This window comes from Microbulbifer epialgicus (genome assembly GCF_041447265.1).
Lineage (GTDB): Bacteria > Pseudomonadota > Gammaproteobacteria > Pseudomonadales > Cellvibrionaceae > Microbulbifer > Microbulbifer epialgicus.
Map to the genome: position 1 here is coordinate 29,108 of NZ_JBGMEK010000013.1, position 11,474 is coordinate 40,581.

Here is an 11,474-nt window from a genome sequence, read left to right on the forward strand (position 1 = left end):
GCTTTAGGGTGCCGAGATCAGCCCAATTGGGCCTTTACAAGTTTACTTACCGCACCCATATCCGCACGGCCCTGTACCTGAGGCTTCACCTGGGCAATTACCTTGCCCATGTCGGCCATGCTGCTAGCACCAATGTCCTTGACTGCGGAGACGACAATTTCTTTGATCTCCGCTTCGCTCAACTGCTTGGGCAGGAACTCTTGGATTACTTCGATTTCGGCTTGCTCTACCGCTGCCAGTTCATCGCGGCCAGCTTTCTCGTACTGGGTGATGGAGTCGCGGCGCTGCTTGGTCATTTTGTCCAATAAGGCGAGGATGCGGGCGTCATCCAGGTCGATACGCTCATCCACCTCAACCCGCTTGATCTCAGCATTGATCAGGCGCAGCGTGGCCAGACGCTCCTTGTCTCGTGCTTTCATTGCGTCCTTGGTGGCCTGGGTCAGGGTGTCCTTGAGAGTGCTCATAATGAGTGTTCCGGGATTGGCATTGATTGTGGTTTATAGAGTTGAGCGCTAAGGATAGCGCGTCCGCCGCGAATGGAGAATGCGGTTGGCAGAACGAAAAACGGCGCGCGAGTAGGGCTCGCACGCCGTTCATAGAGTACCGCTGCGGGATTTGACCCGCCCGGCTGCCTCGCTGCTACAGGCTTAATGCTGCCTGCGGCTCTTAGTAGAGGCGCTGGAACTTGCGGTTTTCGCGCTGAAGCTTCTTGGCGTGACGCTTAACAGCGGCAGCAGCTTTGCGCTTACGAACAGCGGTCGGCTTCTCGTAGAACTCGCGACGACGTACTTCAGACAGTACGCCTGCTTTTTCACAGGAGCGCTTGAAACGGCGCAGGGCGATATCGAAAGGTTCGTTGTCTTTAATTCGTACAGAGGGCATTAGGATACCTGTTAAAATTCGTTTCTCTCGGCCATTCCGGCAATGCTCTCGCAGTTGCATCCGGTGGCCGGTTCACAGCGAGGGCGCAAATTCTAAACACTCCCCTACGGGATCGCAACCCCATTTTCAAGTATGATAGCGGCCCCTCGAAGCAGTCACGAGTGTGAGATCAAGTGCGCGTCCTCGGTATAGAAACTTCCTGCGATGAAACTGGCGTAGCTATCTACGATTCAGAATCCGGCCTGCTCGGCCATGCCCTGTTTAGCCAAGTGGATCTGCATGCCGATTATGGTGGTGTGGTACCGGAGCTGGCGAGCCGCGATCATGTACGCAAGCTGTTGCCCCTGGTGCGCCAGGTAATGGCCAAGACCAATACCAAGCCTTCTGACCTGGATGGCGTAGCCTATACCGCGGGGCCTGGTTTGGTTGGTGCCCTAATGGTAGGTGCCTGTGCCGGCCGCTCCTTGGCGTATGGCTGGGATATCCCGGCAGTGGCGGTGCACCATATGGAAGGCCACCTGCTGGCCCCAATGCTGGAGGATAATCCGCCCGCCTTTCCTTTTGTGGCCCTGCTGGTTTCCGGCGGACACACCCAGCTGGTGGAGGTGCGGGGCCTCGGCGATTACGAACTGATGGGTGAATCCCTGGATGACGCCGCCGGCGAAGCCTTTGATAAGGCGGCCAAAATGCTCGATCTGGATTACCCCGGTGGTCCTCGTTTGGCTGCCCTGGCGGAGAAAGGTGACCCCAAACGCTTTACCTTCCCGCGTCCTATGACTGATCGACCGGGGTTGGACTTCAGTTTTTCAGGCCTTAAAACCTTCACTCTGACGACAGTGCGCCAACATGCCCTCGAAGATGGCCTACCTGATGAGCAAACCTGCGCGGATATCGCTGCGGCCTTTCAAGAGGCGGTAGTGGATACCCTGGTGATTAAGTGTCGGCGCGCCATTAAGGCCTCCGGTTATAAAACCCTGGTGATTGCCGGTGGGGTTTCCGCAAATAAACAGCTGCGCGAGCGCCTGGAAACAAGTCTGAGCAAGGACGGTGCCAGCGTCTATTATCCGCGCCATGAATTTTGTACCGATAACGGCGCCATGATTGCCTATGCCGGTAGTTTGCGTTTAAAAGTCGGGGAGCAGACTGATTTAGCCGTGAATGTGCGCCCGCGCTGGCCTATGACAGAATTGCCCAAGACCGAACTTTAAAAATCCCAGGAGCAACCTGGCAGTTAAAAAGAAAAGAGCCAATAAATGGATATTGTTTATATACGGGATTTAAAAGTGAATACCATTATTGGTATTTACGATTGGGAGCGGGAAGTGCGCCAGACCGTCAGCCTCGACCTGGAGATGGCTTTCGATATCAGTGAGGCGGCACGCACAGATAATATCGAGTACACACTTAACTATAAGGCGGTAGCCAAGCGCTTGATTGCCTTTATTGAAAGCAGTGAGTTCCTGTTGGTGGAGACCATGGCGGAGCAGGCTGCGGCAATTGTCAGGGAAGAGTTTTCAGTAAGCTGGCTGCGACTGCGTTTGTCCAAGCCGGGTGCGGTCAGGGGGTCCAGGGATGTGGGTGTCATTATTGAGCGTGGCGAAAGGCCAGCAAAAGGTGCAGCAGCGATGTCTGCGGGAGTGTAAACGTGGCTCAGGTGTATCTCAGCCTCGGCAGTAATATCAATCGCGCGCAACATATTCGAGCGGCGCTGGATGCCCTGGCCGGGCAGTTTGGCGAATTACAGGTGTCCCGGGTCTTCGAGAGTGAGGCGGTGGGTTTCCTGGGCGATAATTTTTACAACTTGGTGGTGGGGCTGCAAACTAACCTGCCGGTAGGGCAGCTGGCTCTTTGTTTGCGCGGTATCGAAGATGCCAATGGCCGCCTGCGCTCCGGACCCAAGTTCAGCGCGCGTACCCTGGATATTGATATTCTCACCTATGATCACCTGACCGGGATTGTCGACGGGGTAAAATTGCCACGGGGTGAGATTGTAAAAAACGCCTTTGTTTTGCAGCCTCTGGCAGAGATAGCACCGGAAGTACCGCACCCGGTTGAGAAAAAGACTTACCGGCAGCTGTGGGATGAGTACGACCAGGCTTCGCAGAAATTGTGGCCGGTAGAATTTATTTGGCCTTGATCCAAATAATTTTTTTAAAAAAATATAAAAAAGCAGCCCCTTTGGGCTGCTTTTTTTGCCAATAATAATCAACTCAGGCTCATCAGTGCCTCTTTGGTAAACGGAGTGATTTCCTCCGCGCGATTTTCACGTACCTTGGTGAACCAGTGTGGGTCCTGTAGTAGTGCACGGCCAACGGCAATCAGATCGAACTCCTGGCTGTCCATACGGCGGGTCAGTTCGCCTAAATCGGTAGGGTTGGCGGTACCGCCCATGCCTTGGTTGTTGCCGCCGATAAAATCATCGTCGAGGCCGACACTGCCGACGGAAATTACCGGTTTACCAGTCAGCTCCTTGGTCCAGCCTGCCAGGTTGAGATCAGAACCCTCGAACTCCGGCACCCAGAAGCGTCTTGTAGAGGCGTGGAAAATATCAACGCCAGCTTCAACCAGCGGTGTCAGGAAGCGTTTCAGTTCTTCCGGGTTTTGCGCCAACTTGGCTTCGTAATCCTGCTGCTTCCACTGGGAGTAGCGCAGCACTATGGCGAAATTTTCGCCTACGGCTTCACGTACCGCTCTGATAATTTCCACTGCAAAGCGGGTGCGATTTTCGATAGAGCCACCGTATTCGTCATCGCGTTGGTTAGTACCTTCCCAGAAAAACTGGTCGATCAGGTAGCCGTGGGCGCCGTGAATCTCTACACCGTCAAACCCAATTTCCTTGGCTGCTTTCGCCGCGTCCGCAAAAGCTTGTACAACTTCCTGGATGTCCTCTTTGCTCATCACCTGGCCATTGGGCTTGCCGGGTTTGAACAGCCCTGAGGGGGAGCAGCCGGGCACTGATTTATCCGGGCCTATGCCCTCTTTGCGCACCGAGCCTACGTGCCATAACTGCGGGATAATCTGGCCACCGGCAGCGTGTACTTCGTCTACCACTTTTTTCCAGCCGGCGAGAGCGGCTTCACCGTAGATTGCGGGTACATTCTCGTAGCCGTTGGCGGCTTTATGATTAACGAAAGTGCCCTCGGTAATAATCAGCCCCACTTCACCTTCAGCTCGGCGGCGGTAGTAGCCGGCCACTTGGTCATTGGCGGCATAGCCCGGTGACATGGTGCGGGTCATGGGGGCCATAGCGATCCGGTTGCGCAGCTTTAGGGATTTATGCTCGAAAGGACGCAGCAGGCTGTCCAGGGAACCACTCATATTTTTCTCCTGAATGTCTCGATTCAACACTGGGACTTATTGGTCCCACTAGGTCACAACTAAAAAGGTTGCGTTATAAGACCTTATTTTGAGGTTGAGTTCAATATCTGGTTTCGTATTGCAACTCTTTTGCCGGTATACTGGTCTAGGGAGCCTCTGAATAACTCCGTAATGCCTCTGCGGGTCTTGAAGGCTGCAGATGTTAGGCGCAGCTCGCCGCGAATGGCTCAGTCCTTTGCAAGAGCTGCAACGCAGCAGCTGTGGCCTTCAAGGCCCGCCCTTCGGGGCTTGCAGAGCGATTCACACTCCGCGTTGCGACTTCTTGAAAGGTCTAGACATTCCTGCGAAGCCGCGCCTTGATTGTGGAACCGCTCTGCATGCCAGAGGTATCACGGAGTTATTCAGAGGCTCCCTATATGTCACGTAAACGCTTTGATGATCTCGATTGCTCCCTGGCCTGCGCCCTGAATGAAGTGGGGGACTGGTGGTCCCTGCTGATAATCAAGCAGGCGATGCTGGGTACCCGCCGTTTTGTGGATTTCCAAAGAAACCTTGGAATCGCCAAGAATATCCTTGTGAATCGGTTATCCCGTCTGGTGGATAACGAGGTGCTGGTGCGCTTTGATGCGGGTGAGCACGGCACTCGCTACGAGTACCGCTTAACGGAAAAAGGCCGGGACCTGTTTACGGTGGTAATTGCCCTGCGCCAGTGGAATCTGCGTTGGAATGGCAATAAAGATGGGATGTATCTGGTCGATAAAAACGGTGGCGAGCCTATCTCCGAAGTGGCTGTGCAGAATGCACAGGGACAAAAACTCAGCATTCGCGATGTATTATTTGTGGATGCAAGTGGCCAGCCGCTGGATCAGGCTGGCTAGCTGGCTTTTTGAGGGGCTCTATCAATCCTGACTCTTGGATAGCAGCCTGATTATGTCCAGAGCCCTGCCCGGCTCCCAACGCATAACAGAGACAATGCCGTGCATGGCCAGTAGGCGCTGGTCTATCCCCCCTTCCTCCTGAAGCTTTTTTAATTTCTCTGCGGCCTCGGTAAAGCCGTGCTGCTCATAGGTGAGTAGTAATTTGACGGTCTGCTCCACCGGGGTGACTTGGCGTGGAACTGGGGTATACCCCATCGCGCTTACCATACTCTCAGCCGCCAACCAGGTGGACCAGGGGTTTTGCCCAGTAATAAGCTGTCCATCCACACTGACTTGTTCCAGGTAAGTGGGGCCAGCCTGGAACACCGCGCCTTGCTCACGTAAGCGATCCTCTAGCAGGAATGGAAATCGTTGCTGGGCGTCGGGAATAAGAAAAAGCTCCTCTTCGTTAGTAAAAGCACTGATCTGCCGATCGGCGATTAAGGGCTCGCCATTATCCAGGGTGACATTGGTAAGTGCCGCAGGCCCGTGGCATACCGCTCCGATAATTTTGCCGCTGCTATAGAGTTCCCGCACCAGGGACTGAATATGGGGATTGTCGGGGAAATCGAACATGGTGCCTTTACCGCCGACAAAAAATACTGCCTGATAATCCTCTGCTGATACCTGATCGATAGGAATACTGTTATTGACCTTTTGTTGTGCCTCCGGGTCATTGAGAAAGGCGTAGTCGAAAGGCCCCAGATCATCTTTATCGATCACCGCAGGCGGTTTGCCGCCTTTGGGACTGGCAATATCGACAATAAATCCGTTGGCCGAAAAGATGTAATAGGGGCGTGCCAGTTCAGTTAATTCATAACCAGTGGCCTTGCCACTATCTCCCATCGTTTCAGTGCTGGTGACAACAGCTAATACTTTTCCTCGGTTTTCCCTGGGTAATTGTTGTAAATACGGCAGGTCACTTACCGTCGTAGTGGAAAAATCCTGCTCTTGGGATGGAATTAGGCCCTTAACCCAAATAATAAAAGCAAAAAAGACGGACAAAGTCAGTGCCAGGGAAATAACAATTTTCTTCAACATATTAATCTCCAAAATTGCGGTAGCAGACGGAAAATCTTCTAGTGGGTGAATTCGTAGGAGAATAAGGGGTGGAAGGTGAAATTCAGGTGAGATTGTAGTTGCTAAATAGGAAGAAAGAATAAACTGCGCTCGGGATCGTATAAGGCATGGATGCCGATTCACTGTGCGTCTTGAGCGCAGTATGTTCTAGCGGTAAAAATCTAAACCTTAGAAAGCTACTGTGTAAAAGATAGTGCGCACTGATAAATATTTTTTCGACATTGGATAGATATGGTCCAATTTAAGGCTTCACAGATTCTCTTGGCCAGGAAAAGGCCTTGACCAATACCGTCACTGCCTTCCCTCTTTTGGCCGGGTAATAGGGAGGTTTCTAGATCTAATTGATTGTCTGTAACGTTCTCAAAAAAGAGTGTGCCCCCCTCATAGACAATAACCAATTCAGGGCTGGAAGCGTGCTGTAATGCATTGCTGATTAAGTTGTCGAATAGCAGACTTACCAGGTGTCGATTGGCCAGGACTCTGACTTTGTGCCCTAACTTTAAATCAACATTAAAATGCTTTTGTACAATTACCTGGTGTTGAGCTAAAAGACGCTCCTCTAATAAAGCGCGCAATGGGATATCTTCCGACTGTAGAGACTCTGAGCGGGCGAGGGCTAATAGTGTCTTAACGGTTTTTTCCATACCGGTAACAGTTTCTAATAGCTCATTTTTCTCAGCTAAAGTCATTTCCCGATTTTGACTGAGGGCCAGTGTGCTTTTCAGAATGGTTAGCCCGGTGCGCAACTCATGGCTTGTATCCCGGGTAAACTCAGTTTCCCTGCGCAATGTTAGCTTGAGCTGGTTAAGTGTATCTTGCAACGTACTTGCGAGATAACCGATTTCATCTTGTTCATTGTTATAAGGCAGGGAAATTTGAGAATCGCAGTTTCTCTGCTGCTGAACTGCTTTAGCAAGGGTTACTACAGGCGCGATGGTTTTACGGGAAATACGAAAAGTACAATAGAGGGCTAAGAGTAGGGTCAAGATACAGGCGCTGGCAAAGAGCCAAAGAAGTTTTGAAGATTGTCGCGTAACAGTGAGCAATTCACTGACTTCAGCTACGAGAACGGCGGAATGGTTGTCCGGAAAATGTACTCTGCGTAAATGGAAGTGATGTTCAGTATCACTAAACCACTCAGCCTTTTCTGCATAGTTTGGTAAGGCAGTGCGCAGTTCGGCCGGAATTATTTTGCTTTCAGTGTATAGCGTTAAATATGGTAGGCGTGGCTCTGGGGTCGCATTAGTCAGTCTTGCCTGCTGTTCGAGGTAGCGGACTTCTCCGGCCAATAAGTTATCGAGTAATTGGTCTTCAACTACATAGGCCACCATCATACAAATGGCAAAAAACACCAAGCATAGCAGCAGGGTAAAACTGCCAAAAATAGCGAAGACCTTCCTCTGTAAATTACTGGTTTTGCGCATTGGGAATTTCTAACTGATAACCGAGGTTGGTGATGGTTTTTAACATAGGAGCCTGGAAAGGCTTATCCAATGTTTGGCGAAGACTATAAATGTGGGATTTTAAGGCGTCTGTTTCTGGGGGTTCGTCACCCCAAATATGGTGGATTATTGCCGAGCGGCTTACTGGTGCTGGCGACGCCTGGGCGAGCATAGTGAGAATGCGAAAACCGATAGTTGTCAGGGGCAGAGGTTGTTTATCCCGGTAGGCCGTTTGCTGGCGCTGGTTTATCTGTAAATCACCGACCTTAATTTCTTCACTGGTATGCAGCTGGTGTCTACGTGCCAGGGCGCGGCATCTCAATATCAGTTCCCTTGGTTCGAAGGGCTTACATAAGTAGTCATCGGCACCGATACCAAATCCGCGTTCTTTATCTGCGAGAGCATCTCGGGCAGTTAACATCAGAATTGGCATGTTAACCGGCGCTTGTGCCTTGATCTTTTCACAGACCTCCAAGCCGTCTATATCCGGCAGACCCAGGTCGAGAATGATCAGGTCGAAGATTTGTTCCAGGGCCAGCTGTAAACCCTGGCGACCCCGGTGGGCATAATCTATCTGCCAGCCCTCAGCATGTAGGAATTCGGCAAGCTGGCGGGCGATAGTGGGGTTATCTTCAATCAGCAATATCTTCAGTGAGCGCACCGGCAAATCTCTTGTGGCAGAGGAAGTTACAAAACATTCTGACAGAGTACCGGTGAAATTGAAGTGAAGCCCCGTTGTTGGACTGTTTTAGATATTGGTTGGACCGCTCTAGATATTGAGGTTGCGGCCGCCGTCAACGGCAATAACCTGACCGTTGATATAAGGGGCATCACAGACAAGGAAGCGCACGGTCTTGGCGATATCGCTGGGGTCACCGGTGCGGGCCAAAGGAATGCGCTGGGTGATTTGTGCTTTCTTGGCTTCGTTAGTTGCCTCTTGCTCCGGCCAAAGAATGGCACCGGGGGCGACTGCATTGACCCGCACCTGGGGCGATAACTCCAGAGCGAGGCTTTTTGTCAGCATTACCAGTCCAGCCTTGGCGGCGCAGTAAATAGTATGCTTGGGCATCGGGCGCTCGGCGTGAATATCCGCCATATTAACAACGCAACCCTGTCGTTGGCTGAGTGTTTCTTTCAGGGCCTGCGTTAGAAAGAAGGGGGCTTTGAGGTTGCTGCCTACCAGCTGATCCCAGTCCTCCTCGGTCGCCTTTCCCACAGGTGTGGGGTGAAATGCTGATGCATTGTTGACTAGAACATTAATACCGCCCCAGGCCTCTTGTGCGCGCTGGGCCAGATTGGAACAGGCTTCGGCGCTATTCAATTTACTGTGCAACGCTATGGCAGAGTTGGGGCGGAGTTGGTTCAGCTCGTTTGCCAGGGCCTTGGCAGCATTAGCCGAATTGCGATAGTGAATAACAATCCGGTGATCTTTATGGAGCTCTTCGGCAATAGCGCGGCCCAAGCGTGCGGCAGCGCCGGTAATCAACACATTATGCACTGTATTCATCCTTTATCTTGGCGATCGCCTCAATGCGCTCCCGGTCCAGTGCCTGTCCCAACTTCGCGCCCTGGTAGCCCTGTTTGATCAACTCCTCGGCGGTTACCGCAGCTGCGGCTTCACGGGCGGCGCGTAAAAAGTTCACCTGTGGGTAGTCTCTATTTTCAAGTCCCTGACGACCCCGGGCATCTGCCTCACAAGCACGCAAGAAGTTTTCAAATCGCTCAGGGCGTCGCAGGGCATCCAGGCTGCGGATCATTTTCATAATGGTCTGTGAGCGCAACTCGAATGCCCTGTGGCAATGCAGGTGATATTCGCATACCCCGACAGCCAATGCGGTCAAGTCTTTCGGAGTACGCCAGCGCTCACAGACAGCCTTTACCAGAGGCACACCGGCGGATTCATGGCCGTGGTGGCTGGGGAGAACCTCCTCGGGAGTCAGTCCTTTGCCGAGATCGTGTAGCAAGACCGCAAAGCGCACTGGTAGCTCAGCCGGGGCATTACGCAGTGCCAGTAAAACATGTTCACCAGTATCCACTTCAGGGTGATGCCTGGGAGGCTGGGGGACACCAAATAGGTTTTCCAACTCAGGAAGTAGGACGAACAGGGCGCCGCAATCCCGCAATACCTGAATAAAGACATCGGGGTCTGGTTCGGTAAGGGCGCGACTAACTTCCTTCCAAATTCGCTCTGCTACCAGGTATTCAACTTCTCCGTCCTCAACCATTTGACGCATAAGCGCCATTGTCTCCGCTGCAACAGTAAATCCTAGGTGATGGTAGCGCGCTGCAAAGCGGGCCACACGCAGGATGCGTAGCGGGTCCTCGGCAAATGCCGGGGATACGTGGCGCAGTAGCCGTGCTTCCAGATCAGCTTGCCCCCCGTAGGGGTCTACCAGGGCACCGTCCTCTGATTCAGCAATCGCATTGATGGTGAGGTCACGGCGTAGCAGATCCTCTTCAAGAGTAATACTGGCATCAGTATTTACGGAAAAGCCACCGTATCCGTGCCCGCTCTTGCGCTCTGTTCGTGCGAGTGCATATTCCTCCCCGGTCTCGGGGTGCAGAAACACCGGAAAATCTTTTCCTACAGGGCTGAACCCTAGATTCAACATGTGCTCATGATTTCCCCCAACTACGACCCAATCATGCTCATTCACCGGGCGGTTGAGTAATTTGTCGCGCACAGCGCCACCGACGAGATAGATCTTCAAAGGAATCGCTCCAGGGCTGGAGAAACCGGTTTCCCGGTGAGGAGTTGCACTGCCATAAATCCATTGGTTCCGGCACTGCCCACTAAGAATATTGGGCAGAAATTTTAGGGAAGGAAGGTTTGAGACTTCGGCAAGATAAAAAAAAGGCCCCGAAAAAACAAGGGGGCCCAGGGTCTTAGGGTATTCGCTTAGCAAACATCTAATTGCCAATAGAGGGGTATCTGACTTACCGGATATCCCACTGGAGAGGATCAGGCGACACTCGTGATGTCGCGTAATCTAAGGTTATTCTATGAGACCTGTCATACCTGTCAACTATATCTTTTAGTATTTTTTGAGGGGGTTGTTTCGCTGTTCGTTAATAAACTACATGGACCGAATTTCGGGCTGGGTTTGCAGCATTAAACAGCATAATTTATAGGGGCGGTTCTATTGGGCAGGATAATTTCGCGCTTGGCTTCGGGGGATGGAGTTTGAGTGTGAAAAGTTGACCTGTCCGTCAAGGATCACAGTTGTTGGGGAGAAAATAATATGAGCGAACTTCATGTGTTAACCACCGGCGAGGCAGCAAGGTATTGTGGTGTCAACTTTCGTACGGTGATTCGCTGGATAGAACGCGGGCAACTTAAGGCTTACAAACTTCCTGGTCGCGGCGATCACCGTATCTGTGTGGAGGACTTTGTCGGGTTTCTGCGTGATAACTCTATGCCGGTACCGAATGATCTGGCCGTTCCCAGTCGCAAGGTGCTACTGGTCACTACAGATCCCGAGCTGACTTCATCGGGCATCCAGACCCTGAGGAATATTGGCTGTGAAATAGAAGTAGCCAGTGACAGCTTCTCAGCCGGTATCTTGTTGGCCAATGCCAAACCGGCATTACTAGTGATTGATGCAAGCCTGGTGGGTGCTGGTGGCTTCCAAGTACTGGACTACTTGAGATCCCGCAGTGAGTACGCAAGCCTGCGTATTCTGGTTGTGCCATCGGAGGATGATCTCGATAAGGCTCGCTGGTTGGATGCGGGTGCTGATGCTCTGCTTGCCCACCGTGAAGAGAGAGGTGAGTTGGCGGCAAAAGCGAAGTTGCTACTGGAAGCTGACGACTAAAGCGTCCCAAACTGCAACTG

At 52.1% G+C, this 11,474-nt stretch carries 13 protein-coding genes; 5 read left to right on the forward strand and 8 right to left on the reverse strand.

The features are described 5' to 3' along the window. Window positions 1-17: 17 nt before the first annotated feature. Both ACCI49_RS08080 and rpsU read right to left on the reverse strand, forming a co-directional pair. A complete protein-coding gene (locus tag ACCI49_RS08080) occupies window positions 18-464 on the reverse strand; it encodes a GatB/YqeY domain-containing protein (protein ID WP_371838453.1) in 447 nt (148 codons plus the stop codon). Between the two features lie 202 nt (window positions 465-666). Continuing rightward, the gene (rpsU, locus tag ACCI49_RS08085; protein ID WP_020411530.1) at window positions 667-882 is read right to left on the reverse strand and encodes a 30S ribosomal protein S21; all 216 of its coding nucleotides are present in this window, start codon (window positions 880-882) and stop codon (window positions 667-669) included. A gap of 173 nt (window positions 883-1,055) precedes the next feature. Between rpsU and tsaD the strand changes: the two genes are divergently transcribed. From tsaD to folK, 3 genes are read left to right on the forward strand one after another with little or no spacing between them, the layout of a single operon-like run. Next, window positions 1,056-2,090 (forward strand): tRNA (adenosine(37)-N6)-threonylcarbamoyltransferase complex transferase subunit TsaD, encoded by a 1,035-nt coding sequence (tsaD, locus tag ACCI49_RS08090; RefSeq protein ID WP_371838454.1) that lies wholly within the window; start codon window positions 1,056-1,058, stop codon window positions 2,088-2,090. A 45-nt stretch (window positions 2,091-2,135) separates the two neighbouring features. After that, window positions 2,136-2,525 carry a dihydroneopterin aldolase gene (gene folB, locus ACCI49_RS08095; RefSeq protein WP_020411528.1) on the forward strand — a complete coding sequence of 130 codons (390 nt, stop codon included), beginning with the start codon at window positions 2,136-2,138 and terminating at the stop codon, window positions 2,523-2,525. Between the two features lie 2 nt (window positions 2,526-2,527). Then, a complete protein-coding gene (folK, locus tag ACCI49_RS08100) occupies window positions 2,528-3,019 on the forward strand; it encodes a 2-amino-4-hydroxy-6-hydroxymethyldihydropteridine diphosphokinase (RefSeq protein ID WP_371838455.1) in 492 nt (163 codons plus the stop codon). Between the two features lie 68 nt (window positions 3,020-3,087). Here the strand turns inward: folK and ACCI49_RS08105 are convergent, their stop codons facing one another. Continuing rightward, the gene (locus ACCI49_RS08105; protein WP_371838456.1) at window positions 3,088-4,200 is read right to left on the reverse strand and encodes an NADH:flavin oxidoreductase; all 1,113 of its coding nucleotides are present in this window, start codon (window positions 4,198-4,200) and stop codon (window positions 3,088-3,090) included. A gap of 377 nt (window positions 4,201-4,577) precedes the next feature. Between ACCI49_RS08105 and ACCI49_RS08110 the strand changes: the two genes are divergently transcribed. Then, a complete protein-coding gene (locus ACCI49_RS08110; RefSeq protein ID WP_371838457.1) occupies window positions 4,578-5,078 on the forward strand; it encodes a winged helix-turn-helix transcriptional regulator in 501 nt (166 codons plus the stop codon). A gap of 21 nt (window positions 5,079-5,099) precedes the next feature. Here the strand turns inward: ACCI49_RS08110 and ACCI49_RS08115 are convergent, their stop codons facing one another. The 5 genes from ACCI49_RS08115 to ACCI49_RS08135 form a co-directional block, all read right to left on the reverse strand. Beyond that, complete coding sequence (locus ACCI49_RS08115; RefSeq protein ID WP_371838458.1) at window positions 5,100-6,158, reverse strand: type 1 glutamine amidotransferase domain-containing protein; 1,059 nt, start codon at window positions 6,156-6,158, stop codon at window positions 5,100-5,102. A 215-nt stretch (window positions 6,159-6,373) separates the two neighbouring features. Next, on the reverse strand, window positions 6,374-7,621 hold the full coding sequence (locus ACCI49_RS08120) for a sensor histidine kinase (protein WP_371838459.1): 1,248 nt from the start codon (window positions 7,619-7,621) through the stop codon (window positions 6,374-6,376). Next, a complete protein-coding gene (locus tag ACCI49_RS08125; protein WP_371838460.1) occupies window positions 7,605-8,300 on the reverse strand; it encodes a response regulator transcription factor in 696 nt (231 codons plus the stop codon). The genes ACCI49_RS08120 and ACCI49_RS08125 overlap by 17 nt, the downstream gene beginning before the upstream one ends. Before the next feature lie 108 nt (window positions 8,301-8,408). Continuing rightward, window positions 8,409-9,146: a pteridine reductase gene (locus ACCI49_RS08130; protein ID WP_371838461.1), complete on the reverse strand. Its 738-nt coding sequence runs from the start codon at window positions 9,144-9,146 to the stop codon at window positions 8,409-8,411. Beyond that, window positions 9,130-10,350 (reverse strand): multifunctional CCA addition/repair protein, encoded by a 1,221-nt coding sequence (locus ACCI49_RS08135; RefSeq protein ID WP_371838462.1) that lies wholly within the window; start codon window positions 10,348-10,350, stop codon window positions 9,130-9,132. Before ACCI49_RS08135 ends, ACCI49_RS08130 begins: the two co-directional genes overlap by 17 nt. 531 nt (window positions 10,351-10,881) lie before the next feature. Here ACCI49_RS08135 and ACCI49_RS08140 point away from each other — a divergent pair. Continuing rightward, entirely contained in the window at window positions 10,882-11,454 is a 573-nt protein-coding gene (locus tag ACCI49_RS08140) for a helix-turn-helix domain-containing protein (protein WP_371838463.1), read from the forward strand. The last annotated feature ends 20 nt before the right edge of the window (window positions 11,455-11,474 follow it).